Here is a 20,398-nt window from a genome sequence, read left to right on the forward strand (position 1 = left end):
CTATAAGATGTGCCGGATGAGAAAATCATTTATCCAGAGTTGGATGGTGACTGACAAACAGACATTTACCCGGAGGTTGATGCTTCCGGGTTTTATAACGACAACAAAACATACTAACCAGATAGGAAAAGGGAGAAATAGAAAAATGGCAAATATTCATTCATCAATTACAGAACTTGTAGGACATACCCCATTGGTAGAATTCGTAAATTATGAAAAAGAGTTAGGGCTGAACGCCCACCTCCTTGGTAAGCTGGAGTATTTCAATCCATCAGGAAGCGTAAAGGACCGTGCAGCTCTTAACATGATCTTAGAGGCAGAGAAATCAGGCAAGCTGAAGCCGGGCGGAACAATCCTTGATTTCACAAGCGGAAATACAGGAATTGCAACAGCAGCATTTGCAAATGCCAGAGGATATAAATATGTAGTAGTGATTCAGCCGGGAGTATCGGTAGAACGTACACTGATCTTAAAAGCATATGGTGTAGAGCTGCTTCAGGCAGCTGATGTGCCGGGCTTCCTGGAGATGCTGCAGAATGGTGGCTTAAGCATGGCGAAGCTTACCGTTATCATGAACAAATATGCAGATGAGCATGGTTACTTCTATATCGATCAGGGAACAAATCCGGATAACCCGGAAGCACACTACCGTACAACAGGACCTGAGATCTGGGAGGACACAGACGGAAAGGTTGATTATGTGGTAGCATTGGTCGGAACCGGTGGAACACTGGCTGGTCTGTCCAGATATTTCAGAGAGAAAAATTCTGATATCAAGATCATCGGTGCACAGCCGGCAGTACAGTCCAGAAAGAATGTCAATCATCCGGAAGCAAATACGATCGACGGCGTACTTGCATTTAACGATGTTCCGGCACAGAGTGTTCCGGTATTCTTCGATCCGGAGCAGGTCCCATATGATGAATGTCTGGATATCGTAGCAGAGGATGCCTATGAGACAGGAAGAAGACTGGTAAAGAGTGATGGCGTATTTCTCGGACAGTCAGCGGCGGCAGCTTTAAAGGCAGCAACGATCATAGCTGAACGTCCGGAAGCAGCAGGAAAGAATATTGCGATCATCATGGCTGACAACGCATTCAAATATCTGTCAACCAGGATGTATGCAGGGGAATAAAAGAAACGAGCGGGAGCGTCCTCTGTTTGGTAAGGTCAAGAACATATATATGTAATATAAAACATAGAACAGGAAGGAGACAACATGGCAGACTATCTTACATATGCGAAAGAAACCATGAATTTTATAAACAGCCGGAAGAAACAGGGACCGGAAGGTATCTACTGGTCTTTGCAGGATGCGGCAGAAGGAAGATCCATCTATTATGATGAGATCTGTATGTATGCCGGGGCGTCCGGAATCATCGTATTTCTTCTGGGATTATATCAGACAACGAATGATGTGAGCTATCTGCAGGAGGCAGAAGAAGCAGCCACATATATTCGTTATCGTTTTGATCATGACCGGGATCTGAAAAGAAACTTTTCAAAATATGCATTTTCCAGTGGATGGAGCGGAGCAGGCTTTGCCATGATACAGCTCTATAAGGCAACCGGAAATGAGAAATATAAAACATTTGTGGCAGATATTATTGAGTCTGCAAAGGCAGATGCAAAGCCCGGAAAAAACGGCAAAGGTTATAGCTGGACTTCATTTCCGGGTATCGTAGGAGATGCCGGAACGGTTCTGTTCTTCTTATATGCAGCAAAAACATTTGGCAGAGGGGACTGGACAGCATTTGCCGCAAAAGCAGGAGAGAATTTCCTCGAGCAGAGGCATGATGCAGGAAACGAAACCTGTTGGTATCCGGGTGTAGATCCTGTCTACTTCGGAGCAAAAGAAGATTATATCGATCCGAACTTTCCGATGGGAACCGGAGGAATAGGATTTGTATTGCTGAATCTGTACGAAGCATCCGGTAATCAGAAGTTCTTGGATGCGACAAAGGGAATCGCGGATTTCATGATCGCACAGGCGGTTAAGATGAAGGCAGGAAGCCTGATTCCACATGGTTTGCCGGATCGTAAGGATCTGTTCTATCTTGGCTATTGTCATGGCCCGGCGGGAACAAATCGTTTCTTCTATAAATTATATGAGATGACAGGAGAAGACCGGTATAAGCGGTATATCGATATGCTGACACAGGGTGTAATTGATACAGGCGCACCTGAGGTTCGGACAGAAGGCTACTGGAATACTTACAATATCTGCTGCGGAACTGCGGGCCTGTTAAATATGTATCTGGGTCTGTGGGCTGCATTTGGTGATGAGACTTATCTGAAACAGGCAAAGAGGTGCGGTAAGGTCATCACAGACGGAGCAACGATCACAGACGGTACGGAAGGAAGAGAGTGCGCATGGAGATTTGCACTTGACCGTGTCGCACCGGATGTATTAAGTACACCGATCGGTTTATTCGATGGTGCAGCAGGTATCGGAGCTGTATTGCTGCAGCTTGCTTCTGCAGAAAAGGGTCAGTTCCATGCGACAAGAATGCTGGACGATCCATTTCCGGAGAAGAACAAACTATGATAAAACGATTGAAGATTTTATATGCGTAAATAACAGTGATTATTTTACTCGGTGAATGATTTTTTCGTTTCATAATTATTCAAAAACTTACGTTGAGAGGAGACACATAAGATGAGTCAGATAAATAACAACATTGATCCTGACAGCAGGGATTATGATTTGAAATCAATAGAGCCGGATGAGCGTTTCACCCAGACAACAAAGGAATTCTGGATCACGCTTGGAACCTATCTGGTATTTATGGTGCTGATGATCGCCAACCTGTATCTGGTGGGCGGTAAGGATGTATCAAAGTACAAATACATTCTTGGATTTCCACAGTGGATTTTTAATGAGATCATTATTTTGATCGCAATGGTAGTAGCGGTTATTCTGGTTGTAACATTTGTATATCGTGACATGGATGTTACTCCAAACGGAAAATTAAAAGAAAGAAAACATAAGGAGGGCAAATAGAGATGAACTTATCTACAAATCAGAGAATTATAATCATTACTGTATTTGCCGCATATACGATTTTCCAGTTGGTATACAGTCTTGTTACCAGAAAAGCAATGGCAAATGGAAAAGGTGATTACCTGAGCAAATTCTATACCGGCGGTAGAAGCGGTGGTGTGCTTGTAACTGCCATGATGGTATCAGCCGGTGTTGCCGGTGCCGGAGTATTCATGGGTGTACCGGGTTATACATATACATTTGGTGCGACCTGGATGGTCTGCTGTTTCTGGTCCATGTGCACGAACTTCATGGTACTCGGACTGATCGGTAAGCGTGTCGGTATCGTAGCCAGAAGAACGGATTCCAAGACATTTGTTGAACTTCTGATGCACAGATATAACAACAGTAAGATCGTTGGTGCGCTTTGCGGACTGGTTATCCTGTTCTTCCTTGGCGCATTTGCCGTATCTACAATTACCGGCGGCGGAAGAATCTTCCAGATCTTAACCGGTCAGGATTATCGTATCGGACTTGCTATTTTCACTGTACTGGTTATAATCGCAGCTATCACGGGTGGTATTAAAGGCATTGCATCTGCGATTGTTTTTCAGGGAATTATCATGACAGTTTCTGTTATTATCTTATTTATCATGGGCATCAACGGAACAGATCTCAGCTATACAGAGACAATCCAGTCATTAGTTAAGAGTAATCCGGACTGGTTCGTACCTGCAAGTGTAAAGACGGTTCTTTCATTTGCATTCTTATGGGGTATCACAACCTGTACAATGCCTCATGTAACAATGACAACGCTTACTTATAAGGATACACAGACTCTGCATCGTGCGATCAAGGTTGGTGCGGTTGTAGTTGCAATCTGGCTCATTGGCTTGAATGGTCTGTGCTTCACGATCAAATATATGTTCCCGGAAGGAAGCCTTGCAACTCCTGACCTTGGTATTCCGACACTTGCAGTAAGTGTAATGCCTGCATGGGCAGCAGGTCTGGTTCTTGCCGGTGTATGTGGTGCGGTTCAGTCATCTGTTGGTGGAATGATCGTATCTCTTGCAGGAACGATCGTCAGTGATCTGTACAAGAACCTGTTCAATAAAGATGCAAAGCAGGAGACATTAAAGAAGTTAAATGTTATCAGTGTTATCGTTGTTGCACTAGTTGTTTTCTTATTTGCATGTGATCCACCGGAACTTCTGGCTTCATTGATCACTTATGCTACCGGTGGTATGACAGTAGCATTTCTTCATACTTTGCTTCTCGGACTGTTCTGGAAGCGGGCAAATGAGTATGGCGCGATCGCAGGTATCATCAGTGGTATTGGCTTATATCTCCTGATCGATATGGGCGTTCTGCCAATCTCACTTGGTTTCAATTCCTGTATCGTTGCCTGTCTGATCTCCACGATCATCATGGTGGTTGTCAGCCTTGCAACACCGAAGTGCCCATACCGCGTGATCGCCACATGGTTCGGCAAGGAGTATCCGGCAGATGCATCCATAGCAGAGTAACTTTGAAACAAAATGAACGTTGCCATTACCTATTATTTCGTAAGACGCTTTCGCTCTAATCCACGTGCAGCGGTACATAAGGTTGCAAAGTACGCAACCTAAGTACCGGCCGTGGATAAGGCTTACTACATAATAGTAATGGCAGCGTTCATTTTATTTTTTTACAGTTAACTCCCTGTGGTTCCTATGAAATTCATATCCCCTATTCGCAAATGTTCCTGTGCTAACTCGCCCTGATGGGCTAAGACAAGCACTCACATTTGCCGGCATATGCAGTTCATAACGAAATCCTCGTGAATGTCATAGTGCAGCGATCTAGTCAACAGCCAGACAGGCTATATTTGTGTTTGTATATGTGAGTTATTGCTTGATGATGCTTGATTTCTGGGTATGGCAATGGATGAGTAAGTATGATACCCGAGGTGTCTGGTTAGATGAGGGTATGGAATGGAAAATAAGCGCACGATACCCACAAGGCAGGCTAGATATGGGTATGGAATGGAAAATGAGCGCACGATACCCACAAGGCAGGCTTAGATGAGGGTATGAAATGGAAAATAAGCGCACGATACCCACAAGGCAGGCTAGATATGGGTATGGGATAGGGTATAAGCGCACGATACCCACAAGGCAGGCTAGATATGGGTATAGAATGGAAAATGAGCGCACGATACCCACAAGGCAGGCTAGATGAGGGTATTAGGAAGAATGTTGGGGGAAAATACCCGACGAAGCTAAATAAATTTGGTATGAAGACGAAAAAACAGGTGCGATACCCAATGGTAGCATATAATAGAGGGTATAAGTGTGAGAATATAGAGATTATACCCATGATTCGGGAAGCTCTTTTTCACAGGTTGACACTGTGAGGGGATAAGGCTAAAATGAGACTGGCAGGCGATGTGCCTGACTATACAGGTAAGGCTGGTAATTAAAATGAAAACCATAGTAGCGAAAGCTGATCTGGAAAACGAAGAATTATTCCGGAAGGCTTCGGATATATTAAAAAGTGGTGGACTGGTTGCATTTCCGACAGAAACCGTATATGGACTAGGTGGAGATGCGTTAAATCCAAAGGCATCCGAAAAAATTTACAGTGCCAAGGGAAGACCATCGGATAATCCGTTGATCGTACATATTGCTGATACGGCAAGTGTATGGGAGTTGGTGGCAGAGGTATCCACACAGGCACAGATGCTGATGGAAGCGTTCTGGCCGGGTCCACTGACGATCATTTTCAAAAAGAAAGACATTGTACCGCATGAGACAACCGGCGGTTTGGAAACGGTAGCGATCCGTATGCCATCACATCCGGCAGCTATGAAGCTGATCAAAGATTCAGGCGTGTATATTGCAGCACCGAGTGCAAATCTGTCCGGAAGACCATCACCGACAACAGCAGCACATGTAGAGGAAGATCTGTCCGGCAGGATTGATATGATCTTAGATGGCGGACCGGTTGGAATCGGAATTGAGTCCACGATCGTAGATGTGACAGGCGATCGTCCGACAATTTTACGTCCGGGTTATATCTCAGCGGATATGATCAAGAATATCTTAGGAGATGTCATGATCGATCCGGCACTGGAAAGCGTGGATATGAAGGTCAGACCAAAAGCTCCGGGTATGAAATACACACATTATGCACCGAAGGGAAAACTCACGATCGTAGAGGGTGAGCGGGAAAAGGTTGCCGCAAAGATTGCAGAGCTGGTTGCTTGTAAGCAGGCAGAAGGATATAAGACGGCAGTTCTGTGTGATACAGAAAATACGGATTTATATTCCTGTGAAAATGTCCTTGATGCGGGAAGCAAAAAGAATGAAATTACGGTATCTTCATCCCTGTACCGGCTGCTTCGTTTGTGTGATGATATCGGCGCAGACTATATTTACAGTGAATCCTTCCGGGAAGGTGATATGGGATATGCGATCATGAACCGACTGATCAAAGCAGCAGGACATAGAATTATATCGGTGTGATATAATGAACGCAAAATTATTTGCTCGCAAGGATGCTGATTTTGCGGAATGCATAGAATGTGCGAAGCACATGATATAATGAACGCAAAATTATTTGCTCGCAAGGATGTTGATTTTGCGGAATGCATAGAATGTGCGAAGCACATGATATAATGAATGCAAAATTATTTGCTTGCAAGGATGCTGATTTTACGGAATGCATTGAGTGAGCTATGCTCACGATATAATGAAAAAAGTTAACATAGAAAAAACGGGTTGGGTGACAACCACCCGAAAAGATTTTGAAAACAAGAAAGGCAGGACAAAGAATATGATAGCACTTGGATGTGACCATGGTGGATACGGATTAATGCAGGATGTGATCAAGCATCTGGAAGAAAGAGGACTGGAATACAAGAATTACGGATGCTACAGCGAGGAATCCGTTGATTATCCGGTATATGCAAAGAAAGTTGCACATGCAGTAGCAGACGGAGAATGTGAGCGAGGAATCCTGATCTGCGGAACAGGAATCGGAATCTCTATTACAGCAAATAAAGTACCGGGAATCCGTGCGGCACTTTGTGGCGATTGCTTCAGTGCACAGGCGACAAGAGAGCATAACGATGCCAATATCCTTGCAATGGGTGCCCGTGTAACCGGACCGGGACTGGCACTCAAGATTGTTGACACCTTCCTTGATACACCATTCTCAAATGACGAACGTCATATCAGAAGAATCAAGATGATTGAAGAGTAAGGAAAAATACTATAAACTGCATATGCCAGCAAATGTGAGTGCCGGTCTGGGCCGACAGGCGAGTTAGCACTGGAACATTTGCGGATAAGGGATATGTAATTTATAGAAGATTATAAGTAGTAAGAAAAACATCATCTATCAGGGTGGAATGTATATACTTTATGTAGCAGACCTTTTCACACGTCGGTACTTAGTGAACTGTGTAAGCAGTGAGCTTAGAACCGTTACGTGTGAAAAGGTCTGCTACATAAAGTATATATATCCTGCCCTGATAGATGATGTTTTTTGCATTGGGATTTAATGTATGTAAAATAACAACAATCATATAATAAGACCGCAGTCAGAAGACATTATCGAGGATTTCGATATGAACTGCATATACCAGCAAATGCGAGTGCTTGTTTGAGCCGACAGGCGAGTTGATACTGGTAATGTGGTAGAATAAAAATACAAAAGACCGGATGAGGGCATCTATATTTTATGTAGCAGACATTTTTACACGTCGGTACTTAGTGAACTGCGTAAGCAGTGAGCTTAGAACCGCTACGTGTAAAACAGAGCGAGAGTGTTCTGCGAAATAAAGATATAGATGCCCTCATCCGGTCTTTGTATTTTTACCTTAAAATTGTGCAAAATGACGTGAAAAATGGTTAAACTAAATTTGACAGTTTGTATTGTTTGTCAAAAATGCCTTAAAAACCAGTAAAATTTCATGATCTTTTGATGAAAAATCTATAAAAGAAGATAAATATTGCTTGAAAAGAGCACACTAACATAATAAAATATTAGCAGAGCGGCATTTCATGCCGAGATTAATAATTACGGAGGGAGAAATTATGCTACAGGAAGCCATGAAGACATTAGAAGATGCAGAAGCAAAGGCAGCCGAGATCGTAAAAGAAGCCGGTAAAAAAGCAGAAGCAATTCAGGCGGAAGCAAAGGAAAAGGCAAATGCGATGATCGTAGATGCAAATGCAGGTTCTAAAACAGATCTGGCGGCTATCGCGGTCGACCAGAAGAAACTGGAAACTGATCTTGCAGAAAAAGCTTTGAAAGAAGCATCCGACGAGATTGCTTCCTTAAAAAAACGTGCATCCGAGCGAGAGGGTGAAGCCGTAGAGCTTGTGATCAAGCAGCTATTGTAAATGCTTGAATATCAGGATGCAGAAGGGAGGTAATCATTATGGCGGTATTGGCTATAAAAAAGATTGACATATGCGCCATGAAGAAAGACAGAAAAGCCATATTGGAGAAACTCCAGTCCATGGGAGCTTTGGAGATCCGGGCCGGTGGGGATGAGACGGATGTATTTAAGAAGATCAACACAACCAGTCAGCGTTCCAAATATGAAAAACGAGTCCAGAATACCGACGAAGCTTTAGAGATCCTTGGCAGATATGCACCGGAAAAGACATCGATGCTGCAGGCACTTGCAGGCAAAGCTGATGTAGACGATTCTGTATATAAAGATATTGTTGAGAATCGGCATGATTATAATATGATCGTGCAGAAGATCCGGGAAAAGGATAAGAAGATTGGAAACTGTAAAGCAGAGATTGCCAAATGTCAACTTGCGATCGATGGACTGAAACCGTGGATCAATATGGATGTTCCGATCAATACGACCGGAACCGAACATACAGATGTGATCATGGGAAGCTTAGGACCCGGTCTTACAGAGAATATGATAGAAGAACTGGTTGCAAAAAGGCAGCCGGAGTTATCAGCTCATGAGATCACGGTGATATCTTCTGATAAAGATCAGACATGTATATTTGTGGTATGTTTGAAAACAGAGACGGAAAGACTGGAAGAAGCCTTAAGGGCAGAAGGATTTACCCGGATGTCGTATTTTTCAAAACGGACGCCGGAGAATAAGATCAAGAAATACCGACTCACGATAGAGGGGTATGAGGATGAGATCGAGGATCTGAAAAAACAGATTGCCGGATTTGCAGAAAGCAGGCAGGCACTTAAGACCTTATCCGATTATTACAAGATCAGAGCTGAGAAATATCAGGTGCTTGGAACCCTGCTTCAGTCGAACAGCACATTTATCATAACCGGTTATGTGCTGGAACGGGATGAGGAAAAGGTAAAAGAAGAACTGAATCAGAATTTCGTGTTGATGGTCGAGACCGGCGAGATACCTGAGGATGAACCGGCACCGGTACAGTTAAGTAATAAGATGCCATTTGCATCGGCAGAAGGAATCCTGGAATCCTATGGACTTCCTGCCAGAGGCGAGATGGATCCGACGACACCGATGAGTTTATTCTATGTATTCTTCTTCGGATTGATGTTATCGGATGCGGCATATGGACTTATTATATTCCTTGCATGTTTCATCCTGCTTCGGAAGTTCCCGAAGATGGGAGATGGCATGAAGAAGTCGCTGACATTATTTGAATATTGCGGTATATCGACATTGATATGGGGTATCTTGTTTGGAGGATATTTTGGAGATGTGGTAGCAGTCGTATCACGAACCTTCTTCCATCATGAGATCACGATCGCACCGGTATGGTTTGCACCGCTTGACAACCCGATGAAGATGCTGATCTTCTCCCTGTTATTTGGATTGATCCATCTGTTCGGCGGTTTGGCGTTAAAAGGTTATATGTGTTTAAAGAAGAAAGATTTTGTAGGCTTCTTCTCAGATGTTATATCCTGGTATCTGCTCATCATCGGTCTGGTACTGATGCTGATGCCAACCAGTTTATTTGCATCGATCGCACAGGTAAGCTTCCATTTTTCAGATGGACTTAAGACCTTCAGCTATGTCATTACGATCTTAGGTGCAGCGATCATCGTTGTGATGTCCGGCAGAAGTCATAAGAATCCGGTGCTCCGACTGGCACTTGGTTTGTATGACATTTACAATATCACAGGCTGGCTGTCTGATCTGTTATCTTATTCCAGACTGCTTGCACTGGGACTTGCGACCGGTGTTATCGCACAGGTTATCAACCAGATGGGAAGTATGGTAGGAGATGGAATATTGGGCGCGATCGTATTCATTCTGGTATTCATCATCGGACATACATTTAACCTTGCAATCAATATGTTAGGTGCTTATGTTCATACATGCCGACTTCAGTATGTAGAATTCTTTGGTAAGTTTTATGAGGGTGGCGGAGAAGCGTTCCATCCATTTAAAGAAAATACAAAATATATAGATATAGGGAATGCAGGCATGAAAACCTGTAAACCGGAAATTAAGGAGGAATAATCAATATGACAATGGGTACAGTTTTAGCTTTAACAGGAGCTGCATTAGCAGTTATTTTGGCAGGTATGGGATCTGCTTACGGTGTAGGTATCGCAGGTCAGGCTGCATCAGGTGTAGTAAGTGAAGATCCAAGCAAATTCGCAAAGGTTCTTATCATCCAGCTTCTTCCCGGTACACAGGGTATCTATGGACTGCTGGTAGGATTCATCGCTTTATCAAAGATTGGTATTTTAAATGGTGCTCCTGCAGAGCTTTCAACAGCGACCGGATTACTGATCCTTGCAGCATGTCTTCCAATCGCATTAGTTGGTCTTGTATCCGCTATGCATCAGGGAAAAACCGCTGTATCAGCAGTTGGTATTGTAGCAAAGAAACCGGATCAGTTCGGTAAAGCAATGCTTTTCCCTGCAATGGTAGAGACATATGCAATCCTTGCTCTGCTCGTATCAATTCTTGCAATTAATGGTGTACCGGTATAAAACAGGCGCAGATTTGAAACATGATTGAACAAGTAGTACAGGAGGATTTGTATGACAGGATTAGAGAAGATCGTTGAACAGATTCTGGAAGAAGCAAACACTCAATCCGATATGATCCTTGAAGATGCACAGAAAAAGGCAGATCAGATTATAGAAGATGCAAAGGTGGAAGCAGATAAGATCAAGGCGGGTTCAGCTGAAAAGGTCAGCCATGTAAAAGCGGACGGAATGGCAAGGGCACAATCCTCTGCCGACCTGAAGAAACGCCAGACAGTCTTAAAGGCAAAGCAGGAGATCATCAATGAAGTGATAGGTAAAGCCTATAACGGAATGATCGATATGGAAGTTGACAGATATTTCCATATGATGGAGCGTATGATCGGAAATGCAGTACAGCCGAAGAGTGGACAGATCAGCTTCTCAGCCAAAGATATGGAGCGGCTTCCGGCAGGATTTGCAAAACGGGTATCAGAGATAGCAAAAGCACATGGAGGAGATTTGACGCTCGCAGATAAAGCCAGTGATATAGACGGAGGATTTATCCTGATCTATGGCGGTATCGAGGAGAATTGTTCATTAGCTGCCATGTTCCATGCGCAGAAAGAAGAAATGGCAGACAAATTAAATTCCCTGTTATTCACATAAGGGAGGTAGAAAAATGGCAGACAAATATATATATGCTGTTGCCAGAATCCGGGCACTTGAGATGTCCCTGTTTTCACAGGCTGTGATCGAGCAGTTGATTGCCCAGAAAACATATGCGGACTGCCTTCAGTTCTTAGGTGAAAAAGGCTGGGGTGATACAGAAGCCGGAGTGCAGGATGCAGAGACCATTTTGAACAGGGAACTGGAAAAAACATGGACACTGGTCAAGGAGATGGTATCCGATCAGACAGTATTTGACGTATTGTTGATCCAGGATAGTTTCCATAATCTGAAGGCAGCGATCAAAACCGTTGTAGACGGAGAAGTTCAGGCAAATGTATTTTATGACAATGCATCTGTTTCGGGTGAAGCATTAGTCGAGATCATTAAAAATAAAGATTTCCAGTCATTACCGGAATCTATGCGGGAATGCGCATTAGAGGCATATGAGTGTCTGGTGCATACCGGAGATGGTCAGATGTGTGATGTTATCATCGACCGGGCAGCCATGCGAGCAATGCTTGCGGCAGCGGAGAAGAATGGAGATGCATTATTAAAAGAATATGCAGAGACAGTTGTGGCAGTTGCAAATATCAAGATCGCAGTCCGTTCTGTAAAGACAGAAAAAGGACTGGATTTTATGAGACGTGCGATGGAGGAATGTCAGACGCTCAATGTGGAACGGCTGATGCGGGCAGCACTTTCCGGCATGCCGGATGTGATCAAATATCTGGAAGAAACACCGTATTCCGGTGGAGCTGCGGCATTATCAGACAGTTCATCCGCATTTGAACGCTGGTGCGACAACCGGATCATAGAGGCGATCCGGCCACAGAAATATAATTCATTTACGATCGGACCACTTGTTGCTTATGTACTTGCAAGGCAGAATGAGATTAAGACAGTCAGGATCATCCTGACCGGAAAGTTAAATCATCTGCCGGATGATGCGATCAGGGAAAGGGTAAGGGAAATGTATGTATAGAATTGCAGTATTAGGTGAATATGACAGCATCTATGGCTTTGCGACTCTGGGACTTGAGACCTTCCCGGTATCCGATGCAGAACAGGGCAGTACACAGCTCAGAAGACTGGCAGAAAGTGGATATGCCGTTATCTATGTAACAGAGAGCATGGCAGAGCAGATCAAGAAAGAGATAGAGAGATATAAGACGCAGATGCTTCCGGCGATCATCCTGATTCCAGGAGTTTCCGGTAATACATCCGCGGGTATAAATGGAGTAAAGAAATCCGTAGAACAGGCAGTCGGTTCGGACATTCTGTTCAGTGAAAACTAGGAAGGAGCGTGACCAGAAAACGTGGCAACAGGTAAGATAAAAAAAGTTGCAGGACCTCTTGTTATCGCAGAGGGAATGCGTGACGCGAATATGTATGACGTTGTCAGAGTAAGTGAGAGCCGATTGATCGGCGAGATCATAGAGATGCATGGAGATCAGGCATCTGTTCAGGTTTACGAAGAGACATCAGGACTTGGACCGGGTGCACCGGTAGAGTCAACCGGAATGCCGCTGTCCGTAGAACTTGGACCGGGACTGATCAGCAGTATCTATGACGGTATCCAGAGACCTTTGGATGATATCATGAAAATCTGTGGAAATAATTTGCAGCGAGGCGTTGAAGTTCCATCATTAAAGAGAGACATCAAATGGCCATTTGTTCCATGCGTTAAGGCAGGGGACAAGGTAGAGGCTGGAGATGTGATCGGAACCGTACAGGAGACAGTTGTCGTAACTCAGAAGATCATGGTTCCATATGGTATAGAAGGAACTGTAAAAGAGATCAAGAGCGGAGATTTCACAGTAGAAGAAACTGTATGTGTGATCGAGACAGCAAAGGGTGATAAGAAACTGACACTGATGCAGAAATGGCCGGTTCGTAAGGGTCGTCCTTATGCAGAGAAGATTCCGCCGGTTATGCCGCTTATCACAGGACAGCGAGTTGTCGATGCATTCTTCCCGATCGCAAAGGGTGGTGTAGCAGCAGTTCCCGGACCATTCGGTAGTGGAAAGACCGTTATCCAGCATCAGCTTGCAAAATGGGCAGAAGCCGATATCGTTGTATACATTGGATGTGGTGAACGTGGAAACGAGATGACAGACGTATTAAACGAGTTTCCTGAACTGAAGGATCCGAAGACAGGATACTCCCTGATGGAGAGAACCGTTCTGATCGCAAATACATCGGATATGCCGGTTGCAGCCAGAGAGGCTTCTATTTACACCGGTATTACGATCGCAGAATATTTCCGTGATATGGGATATTCCGTTGCGCTGATGGCTGACTCTACTTCCAGATGGGCAGAAGCACTTCGAGAAATGTCAGGACGTTTACAGGAGATGCCCGGTGAGGAAGGTTATCCTGCATATCTAGGAAGCCGTCTGGCACAGTTCTATGAGCGTGCCGGTATGGTTAAGACACTTGGTTCGGAAGGAAGAACCGGAGCCTTATCCGTAATCGGAGCCGTATCACCTCCCGGTGGTGATATTTCAGAGCCGGTATCACAGGCAACCCTTCGTATCGTTAAGGTATTCTGGGGACTGGATTCCGCACTGGCTTATAAGAGACATTTCCCGGCGATCAACTGGCTGACCAGTTATTCGCTGTATGTAGATAACATGGGAAAATGGTTTGAGGAAAATGTCAATGAGCACTGGATGGAAGATCGTCAGAAGCTTATGACATTATTACAGGAAGAAGCAGAGCTTGACGAGATCGTTAAGATGGTTGGTATGGATGCCTTATCTGCAGGCGACCGTCTGAAGATGGAAGCAGCCAGATCTATCCGTGAGGACTTCCTGCATCAGAACTCATTCCATGAGATCGACACCTATACACCACTGGATAAGCAGTTCCGCATGATGGAACTTGTGCTGGCATTCTATGAGGAATCATCAGAGGCCTTGAAGAGTGGTGCAACTATAAAGAATATTCTGAACATGGAGGTTCGTGAGAAAATCGGACGTTTCAAATATACACATCCGGAAGATGTGGAAGCAGAATATGACAAGATCATAAAGGCACTTCATCAGGAACTGGAAGCAGCCATAGCAAAGGAGGACTAAGCACATGCCAAAAGAATATAGAACCATACAGGAAGTTGCAGGACCTCTGATGCTGGTACATGGTGTAGAAAATGTCACCTATGATGAACTTGGTGAGATCGAGCTTGCAAGTGGCGAAGTCAGACGATGCAAGGTTCTTGAGATCAATGGTGAAGATGCACTGGTACAGTTATTTGAGAATTCAACAGGTATTAACCTTTCAAACAGTAAAGTAAGATTCCTTGGACGAAGCATGGAGCTTGGCGTATCAGAAGATATGCTTGGCCGTGTATTTGACGGACTGGGAAGACCGATCGATAAAGGACCGGATATCCTTCCGGAGGAGAGAAGAGATATCAATGGTCTGCCAATGAATCCGGCAGCCAGAAATTACCCATCGGAATTTATCCAGACAGGTATCTCTGCTATTGATGGATTAAATACACTGGTAAGAGGACAGAAGCTGCCGATCTTCTCAGCATCAGGACTTCCACATTCGAAGCTAGCAGCCCAGATCGCAAGACAGGCTAAGGTACGTGGAACAGATGAACCATTCGCCGTAGTATTTGCAGCTATGGGTATCACCTTCGAAGAAGCGAACTTCTTCACGGAGAGCTTCAAGGAGACAGGCGCGATCGACAGAACTGTACTGTTCATCAACCTTGCAAATGACCCTGCGGTTGAGCGTATCGCTACCCCTCGTATGGCACTGACCGCTGCGGAATATCTTGCATTTGAAAAGAACATGCATGTATTGGTTATCCTGACGGATATCACAAACTATGCAGATGCGTTACGAGAAGTATCTGCAGCCCGAAAAGAGGTTCCGGGTCGTCGTGGATATCCCGGATACATGTATACAGACCTTGCAACCTTATATGAAAGAGCAGGAAGACAGCGTGGCAAGAACGGTAGTATCACAATGATCCCGATCCTTACCATGCCTGAGGATGATAAGACACATCCAATCCCTGACTTAACAGGATATATCACAGAGGGACAGATCATTTTAAGCCGTGAGCTTTACAGAAAGGGTGTAACACCACCGATCGATGTACTTCCATCCCTGTCACGTCTGAAGGATAAGGGTACCGGTGAGGGAAAGACAAGAGGAGATCATTCCAGCACCATGAACCAGTTATTTGCGGCATATTCCCGTGGTAAGGATGCGAAGGAGCTTATGACGATCCTTGGTGAATCAGCATTGTCGGATATCGATATTTTATATGCAAAGTTTGCAGAAGCATTTGAAAAGGAATATGTATCTCAGGGTTATGAGACAGACAGAAGTATCGAAGAAACATTAAACATCGGCTGGAAGCTGTTATCGATCCTGCCTCGAGCAGAACTGAAACGTATCGATGATAAGTGGTTAGATATGTATTATGGAAAGTAACGAGAAGCGCGTGAGTAGACTTGCAAATGGGATGCTTGAGCTTGCTCATAGCAGACGATTTGCAAGGATACGAGCATGGTTCGACAGAACCCACCGAGCCGACAGGCGAGGTGGAGCGCTTCGAGTTAATAAACGGAAGAGCGCTACGAGCCGTCAGGCGAGGTGAAGCGCTTTGAGTTAATAAACGGAAGAGCGCTACGAGCCGTTAGGCGAGGTGGAGCGCTTCGAGTTGACTTTATAAGGAGGCAAAAATGGCAGCTACACAGGTAAATCCTACCAGAATGGAATTGACTCGTTTAAAGAAGAAGCTTGTTACGGCAACCAGAGGCCATAAGTTGTTAAAAGATAAACGAGATGAGCTGATGCGGCAGTTCCTTGATATGGCAAGAGAGAATATGGCGCTTCGAGAGAAGGTTGAGGTCGGTATCAAGGCCGCCAATACGAATTTTGTCATAGCAAAAGCCGGCATGTCTGAACAGATCCTTCATACGGCACTGATGGCACCGAAACAGGAAGTCCAGCTTACCTGCAAGGATCGAAATGTTATGAGTGTAGATATTCCGGTATTTGAATATACAACAAAAAGTGCGGATGAGAATGATATCTATTCTTACGGTTTTGCATTTACCTCCGGTGATCTGGATGATGCAGTAAAGTCACTTGCTGATATTCTTCCGGATATGCTGAAACTGGCGGAGATCGAGAAATCCTGTCAGCTTCTGGCATCGGAGATCGAAAAGACCAGACGACGTGTAAATGCACTGGAGCATGTTATCATTCCTGAGACAAAGGAGGGCATCCGATATATCAGTATGAAGCTTGATGAGAATGAGCGAAGCACGCAGGTGCGACTCATGAAGGTTAAGGATATGATGCTGGAGGAAGCCCATCACTATAAAGAGCATCAATTTGAGTGATGCAGACGGACGAAAACTCCTGATATTATACATTGTTATTACGCAAAACGCTTGCGCTCTATCCTCGGTGCAACGGTACGTAAGGCAGCAAGGGACGCTGCCTAAGAACCGGCACTCGGATAGGTTTGCTACATAACAAATATAATATCAGGAGTTTTCTGCTTGTTATTATATATAAATAAGATTTTATTTGTTTCGTTCAGCAAGTTGAGCCTTTAATCTTGCAATCTCATCATTTTTTTCAGATAAGGTAGCATTAATTTTAGATACTGCTGCATTCTTTTCAGCGATGGCTTCATCCCGTTCTTTTTTCAATTCATCGATCATGTAGTTGACTGTATTCTCATCCAATTTTCGTAATGCTTCAGAAAACATGGTAACAACCTCCTCCGGGTGATACAGATACTCAGACATATCTGTGCAGATAGTTTCCATCCATGGATAGTCGGATATCAGTGCTGCAAGGTCATCCATGGTAGTTGCTGTTAACAGGGATAACCATGCGTTAAGTTCGTTGATATCTTTAGAATACTTACTTTTTCGGAAGACGTCAAGGGCAACGACATAGTATTCCTGTAGAAGACGAAGATTGATCCCGGTATCAAATGCTGTTTTTCCATGATGCAGATAAATGTCAGCCAGGTCGGCAGTCTTACATTCATTCGGGCTGTTTTCAAACATTACGATCGTATAAACGGTTTTCAGATCCTGATAGGTGAATGTACTTCCCTTTTCCCCTTTTACTCTGATAGTTTCTTAAAAAATGGATCATAGGTTCAAGGCAGACTTTTCTTCCCTTCCATGAATTCGAGAAAGCGCGATTTCCATTTGTCAGGCCAGTTCAGATATGTCCGGTAAATGGATGGATTCTTCTTTAATTCTAATAGATATTCATCGTTGGTTCGGGATGGGAAAAGCTGTTTAATATTTGTAATAGAAGACTTTGACCTGTTATATTCTGATGTGGTCATGATATTATTGTTTTTATTTTCATTGTACATAAATTTGTTTCCTCTTAATTTCCGGCGCCTTTTTTGTCGACAAGAAAGCCAAGAAACTTACCATTCCTGCAACTGTAAAAGTGAAAGGTGTTACTTATAAAGTAACTGCGGTTTCCGATAAAGTATTCAAGGGTAACAAGAAGTTGACAACAGTTACAATCGGAAGCAATGTAACGAAGATCGGTAAAGAAGCATTCTCTGGTTGCAAGAACCTGAAGAAGATCACCGTTACGGCTGGAAAGCTGAAGACCATCAGTAAGAATGCATTCAAGGGCATTAATAAGAAAGCAACCATTACTGTGAAAGGCACAAAGAAAGCAAAGATTGCTTTAAAGAAACAGTTGAAAAAGAAATCCATCGGATATGTAAAGACATGGAAGATAAAATAATAAGGAACTGAATTTATAAACTCCTTGCCTGTTATGGATATGAGAAATATATGAATCTATAGCAGGCAGGGGTTTTGTTATATTTTATATGATATGAGATACTGTATCCGGATTTTTTATGGTTAAACTTGTTTTCCCCTCGGATATCCGTTATCATCAAACATGGAGAGATGGCGGCAATATACTAAGTAAAAAAATACGCATGTTATTCTGTTCTGTCAGGAAAGGAGATGGAACATGGATAATGAATTAGTATATTCCGCTGATGCGACATATCAGAAAGTACAGTATGATGCCAGCGCCAAGCGGCTGCTTGGACAGAAGATCATACTGGCGCATATACTGATACGGGTAGTCGATGAATTTAAAGGCATGGATGCAGAGACGGTCGCTTCGCTGATCGAGGGCGAACCGTATATCAGCCAGGTTCCGGTAGAACCCGGATTAACGAACAAAGAAATGGTAGATGCCGGAACCGGTGAACGGATTGTCGGGCTGAATACAGAAAGTTCCGAGATCGATGAGGGAAAGGTGTATTTTGACATCATTTTCTATGTACGGATGCGGGACGGACTGGCAAAAATGATCATCAATCTGGAAGCGTCGCAGACAATGACGGCAGAACAAAAATTGAAGCTTATAAAACAGGAGTATGACATACCGGTAGACAGACACAGTATAAGGGAAGAGGTGAAGATCATGTGCAATCTGAGTGAAGGCGTAGAAGAAATGGGATGTGTAAAGGGCGAAGCCGCGGGAATGATTGCTGGCAGAGCAGAAGGCGAAAAAATAGGCGAGGCACGAGGCAAGGCCATTGGAAGGTCTGAAGGAAGATTAGAAGGAAAATCTGAAGAAAGAGCTGATATTATCCTGAAAATGCATAAGAAAGGCTATTCCTTAGAGCAGATCATGGATGTAACCGAAATGAGTGAAGCTGAGATTAAGGCAATCATAGAATAAAGACATAGGCAGAACAGGTAACATGTATATTTTAGTAGAAAATCCAGATATGGCAGAAATGCCGTATCTGGATTTTCTAATATAAATGTAAAACCAAGGAACAGTTTTTTATATTTATTGCTGTATTTCCAGATATTCCTCCAGGCAAATTCCTTTATCGTGGATTTCCTGTGCCACATTTTTACCAACATAGCGGTAGTGCCATGGCTCATAAGAGATCCCTGTAATATCGGATTTATCAGAAGGATAGCGGAGAATGAAACCATATTTGTAGCAGTTTGCCATGAGCCATTGCTGGGTAGCGGTGTCTCCCTGTGAATCATCCAGATTCTGGTTGCTGACAGAACAGATATCAACGGTAAGTCCGAGCTGGTGTTCGCTGGTTCCGGGATAGGCGACCCAGGTAGCGGCATAGGCTTTTGCATCATCACTGCTATAGCCCTGTTCGATATAAGAATTGTATTTATTCGTGTAGAGCTGTTCCTGCTTTTCCTGTGTCCGGTAAGACGAACAGATAAGTGGATCAAGACCTTCGGCTCTGGCATCATCCATCATAGCCTGTAAGCCATCATATGCACGGCGGTCAATGGATTGACCATTTCGGAGCTGTACCAGATCTACGCTCCAGTCAGATGGTAATGTGTGAGACATATTGACCAGAGTTAAGAGCCCATTATTTTCCGCCTCTGTAGCAGAAGCAAGTGTTTGAAGAACTGCCTGAGTATCAAGATCGGATGATTCTGAATTATTATCTGATCTCCGGGTTGAAGTTTGTACTGCCTGTGCTGACAGTTCGGTGACTTCATCGCTGCCGGTAGTGGGAGCAGATATATTTTCTGAAGACAATTTCATTTTCTTAATCTTTCCTGCGATGATTACAATCATTAATAATACTATGTAAAGGACGGCAAGTGATATGACAGTTCTTTTCTTTACCGTACTTCCGAATATATGTAACATAATGTGTCCTCCTTTGTAACTGCTGTTAAGTCTATAACTGCACTGCATAGAAAGGCACTCAAAAAAGCATAAGAAATGAATCAATTCTGCATCCTTTTTGCACGGATGACCGACTGTATTTTTTGACAG

20 protein-coding genes are annotated in these 20,398 nt (G+C 43.8%); 17 read left to right on the forward strand and 3 right to left on the reverse strand.

Features of this window, described 5'->3' with window-relative positions; translation table 11 throughout:
- Nucleotides 1-145 precede the first annotated feature (145 nt).
- The 15 genes from LK416_01750 (at nucleotide 146) to LK416_01820 (ending at nucleotide 16,959) form a co-directional block, all read left to right on the forward strand.
- Entirely contained in the window at nucleotides 146-1,135 is a 990-nt protein-coding gene (locus LK416_01750) for a cysteine synthase family protein (protein UEA74930.1), read from the forward strand.
- 84 nt (nucleotides 1,136-1,219) lie between these two features.
- A complete protein-coding gene (locus LK416_01755; GenBank protein UEA74931.1) occupies nucleotides 1,220-2,548 on the forward strand; it encodes a lanthionine synthetase in 1,329 nt (442 codons plus the stop codon).
- 111 nt (nucleotides 2,549-2,659) lie between these two features.
- A complete protein-coding gene (locus LK416_01760; protein ID UEA74932.1) occupies nucleotides 2,660-3,004 on the forward strand; it encodes a YhdT family protein in 345 nt (114 codons plus the stop codon).
- A 2-nt stretch (nucleotides 3,005-3,006) separates the two neighbouring features.
- Complete coding sequence (locus LK416_01765; GenBank protein ID UEA74933.1) at nucleotides 3,007-4,509, forward strand: hypothetical protein; 1,503 nt, start codon at nucleotides 3,007-3,009, stop codon at nucleotides 4,507-4,509.
- A 936-nt stretch (nucleotides 4,510-5,445) separates the two neighbouring features.
- The gene (locus LK416_01770) at nucleotides 5,446-6,489 is read left to right on the forward strand and encodes a threonylcarbamoyl-AMP synthase (protein ID UEA74934.1); all 1,044 of its coding nucleotides are present in this window, start codon (nucleotides 5,446-5,448) and stop codon (nucleotides 6,487-6,489) included.
- Nucleotides 6,490-6,799: 310 nt separating this feature from the next.
- Nucleotides 6,800-7,228: a ribose 5-phosphate isomerase B gene (gene rpiB / locus LK416_01775; GenBank protein UEA74935.1), complete on the forward strand. Its 429-nt coding sequence runs from the start codon at nucleotides 6,800-6,802 to the stop codon at nucleotides 7,226-7,228.
- Nucleotides 7,229-8,064: 836 nt separating this feature from the next.
- The gene (locus tag LK416_01780; GenBank protein UEA74936.1) at nucleotides 8,065-8,373 is read left to right on the forward strand and encodes a hypothetical protein; all 309 of its coding nucleotides are present in this window, start codon (nucleotides 8,065-8,067) and stop codon (nucleotides 8,371-8,373) included.
- 38 nt (nucleotides 8,374-8,411) lie between these two features.
- Nucleotides 8,412-10,460 (forward strand): V-type ATP synthase subunit I, encoded by a 2,049-nt coding sequence (locus tag LK416_01785; GenBank protein UEA74937.1) that lies wholly within the window; start codon nucleotides 8,412-8,414, stop codon nucleotides 10,458-10,460.
- Between the two features lie 5 nt (nucleotides 10,461-10,465).
- On the forward strand, nucleotides 10,466-10,939 hold the full coding sequence (locus tag LK416_01790) for a V-type ATP synthase subunit K (protein UEA74938.1): 474 nt from the start codon (nucleotides 10,466-10,468) through the stop codon (nucleotides 10,937-10,939).
- 51 nt (nucleotides 10,940-10,990) lie between these two features.
- The gene (locus LK416_01795; protein ID UEA74939.1) at nucleotides 10,991-11,584 is read left to right on the forward strand and encodes an Archaeal/vacuolar-type H+-ATPase subunit E; all 594 of its coding nucleotides are present in this window, start codon (nucleotides 10,991-10,993) and stop codon (nucleotides 11,582-11,584) included.
- A 13-nt stretch (nucleotides 11,585-11,597) separates the two neighbouring features.
- Nucleotides 11,598-12,569, forward strand: coding sequence for a V-type ATPase subunit (locus tag LK416_01800; GenBank protein ID UEA74940.1), 972 nt, complete (start codon nucleotides 11,598-11,600; stop codon nucleotides 12,567-12,569).
- Complete coding sequence (locus LK416_01805) at nucleotides 12,562-12,882, forward strand: V-type ATP synthase subunit F (GenBank protein UEA74941.1); 321 nt, start codon at nucleotides 12,562-12,564, stop codon at nucleotides 12,880-12,882. The genes LK416_01800 and LK416_01805 overlap by 8 nt, the downstream gene beginning before the upstream one ends.
- Nucleotides 12,883-12,903: 21 nt before the next feature.
- Nucleotides 12,904-14,667 (forward strand): V-type ATP synthase subunit A, encoded by a 1,764-nt coding sequence (locus LK416_01810; protein ID UEA74942.1) that lies wholly within the window; start codon nucleotides 12,904-12,906, stop codon nucleotides 14,665-14,667.
- 4 nt (nucleotides 14,668-14,671) lie between these two features.
- Nucleotides 14,672-16,042, forward strand: coding sequence for a V-type ATP synthase subunit B (locus LK416_01815; protein UEA74943.1), 1,371 nt, complete (start codon nucleotides 14,672-14,674; stop codon nucleotides 16,040-16,042).
- A 251-nt stretch (nucleotides 16,043-16,293) separates the two neighbouring features.
- Nucleotides 16,294-16,959, forward strand: coding sequence for a V-type ATP synthase subunit D (locus tag LK416_01820; protein ID UEA74944.1), 666 nt, complete (start codon nucleotides 16,294-16,296; stop codon nucleotides 16,957-16,959).
- A 186-nt stretch (nucleotides 16,960-17,145) separates the two neighbouring features.
- Here LK416_01820 and LK416_01825 read toward each other — a convergent pair whose 3' ends face one another.
- Together LK416_01825 and LK416_01830 are read right to left on the reverse strand one after the other, a co-directional pair.
- Nucleotides 17,146-17,640, reverse strand: a complete 495-nt coding sequence (locus tag LK416_01825; GenBank protein UEA74945.1) for a hypothetical protein — start codon at nucleotides 17,638-17,640, stop codon at nucleotides 17,146-17,148.
- A gap of 95 nt (nucleotides 17,641-17,735) precedes the next feature.
- Nucleotides 17,736-17,960: a hypothetical protein gene (locus tag LK416_01830; GenBank protein ID UEA74946.1), complete on the reverse strand. Its 225-nt coding sequence runs from the start codon at nucleotides 17,958-17,960 to the stop codon at nucleotides 17,736-17,738.
- Nucleotides 17,961-18,040: 80 nt separating this feature from the next.
- Between LK416_01830 and LK416_01835 the strand changes: the two genes are divergently transcribed.
- Nucleotides 18,041-18,349, forward strand: a complete 309-nt coding sequence (locus LK416_01835; GenBank protein ID UEA74947.1) for a leucine-rich repeat domain-containing protein — start codon at nucleotides 18,041-18,043, stop codon at nucleotides 18,347-18,349.
- Nucleotides 18,350-18,586: 237 nt separating this feature from the next.
- Nucleotides 18,587-19,309, forward strand: coding sequence for a hypothetical protein (locus LK416_01840; GenBank protein ID UEA74948.1), 723 nt, complete (start codon nucleotides 18,587-18,589; stop codon nucleotides 19,307-19,309).
- A 114-nt stretch (nucleotides 19,310-19,423) separates the two neighbouring features.
- Here the strand turns inward: LK416_01840 and LK416_01845 are convergent, their stop codons facing one another.
- Nucleotides 19,424-20,269: a M15 family metallopeptidase gene (locus LK416_01845; protein ID UEA74949.1), complete on the reverse strand. Its 846-nt coding sequence runs from the start codon at nucleotides 20,267-20,269 to the stop codon at nucleotides 19,424-19,426.
- Between the last annotated feature and the right edge of the window lie 129 nt (nucleotides 20,270-20,398).

The sequence above is a fragment of the Lachnospiraceae bacterium GAM79 genome (genome assembly GCA_020735665.1).
Classification (GTDB): Bacteria; Bacillota; Clostridia; order Lachnospirales; family Lachnospiraceae; genus Coprococcus.

Bases quoted from the DNA above. Each gene is read 5' to 3' on its own strand.
- LK416_01765 (UEA74933.1), top strand. From the start codon at position 3,007: ATGAACTTATCTACAAATCAGAGAATTATAATCATTACTGTATTTGCC.
- LK416_01825 (UEA74945.1), bottom strand. From the start codon at position 17,640: ATGTTTGAAAACAGCCCGAATGAATGTAAGACTGCCGACCTGGCTGAC.
- rpiB (UEA74935.1), top strand. From the start codon at position 6,800: ATGATAGCACTTGGATGTGACCATGGTGGATACGGATTAATGCAGGAT.
- LK416_01760 (UEA74932.1), top strand. From the start codon at position 2,660: ATGAGTCAGATAAATAACAACATTGATCCTGACAGCAGGGATTATGAT.
- LK416_01830 (UEA74946.1), bottom strand. From the start codon at position 17,960: ATGTACAATGAAAATAAAAACAATAATATCATGACCACATCAGAATAT.
- LK416_01785 (UEA74937.1), top strand. From the start codon at position 8,412: ATGGCGGTATTGGCTATAAAAAAGATTGACATATGCGCCATGAAGAAA.
- LK416_01755 (UEA74931.1), top strand. From the start codon at position 1,220: ATGGCAGACTATCTTACATATGCGAAAGAAACCATGAATTTTATAAAC.
- LK416_01750 (UEA74930.1), top strand. From the start codon at position 146: ATGGCAAATATTCATTCATCAATTACAGAACTTGTAGGACATACCCCA.
- LK416_01790 (UEA74938.1), top strand. From the start codon at position 10,466: ATGACAATGGGTACAGTTTTAGCTTTAACAGGAGCTGCATTAGCAGTT.
- LK416_01820 (UEA74944.1), top strand. From the start codon at position 16,294: ATGGCAGCTACACAGGTAAATCCTACCAGAATGGAATTGACTCGTTTA.
- LK416_01845 (UEA74949.1), bottom strand. From the start codon at position 20,269: ATGTTACATATATTCGGAAGTACGGTAAAGAAAAGAACTGTCATATCA.
- LK416_01805 (UEA74941.1), top strand. From the start codon at position 12,562: ATGTATAGAATTGCAGTATTAGGTGAATATGACAGCATCTATGGCTTT.
- LK416_01815 (UEA74943.1), top strand. From the start codon at position 14,672: ATGCCAAAAGAATATAGAACCATACAGGAAGTTGCAGGACCTCTGATG.
- LK416_01800 (UEA74940.1), top strand. From the start codon at position 11,598: ATGGCAGACAAATATATATATGCTGTTGCCAGAATCCGGGCACTTGAG.
- LK416_01840 (UEA74948.1), top strand. From the start codon at position 18,587: ATGGATAATGAATTAGTATATTCCGCTGATGCGACATATCAGAAAGTA.
- LK416_01780 (UEA74936.1), top strand. From the start codon at position 8,065: ATGCTACAGGAAGCCATGAAGACATTAGAAGATGCAGAAGCAAAGGCA.
- LK416_01770 (UEA74934.1), top strand. From the start codon at position 5,446: ATGAAAACCATAGTAGCGAAAGCTGATCTGGAAAACGAAGAATTATTC.
- LK416_01795 (UEA74939.1), top strand. From the start codon at position 10,991: ATGACAGGATTAGAGAAGATCGTTGAACAGATTCTGGAAGAAGCAAAC.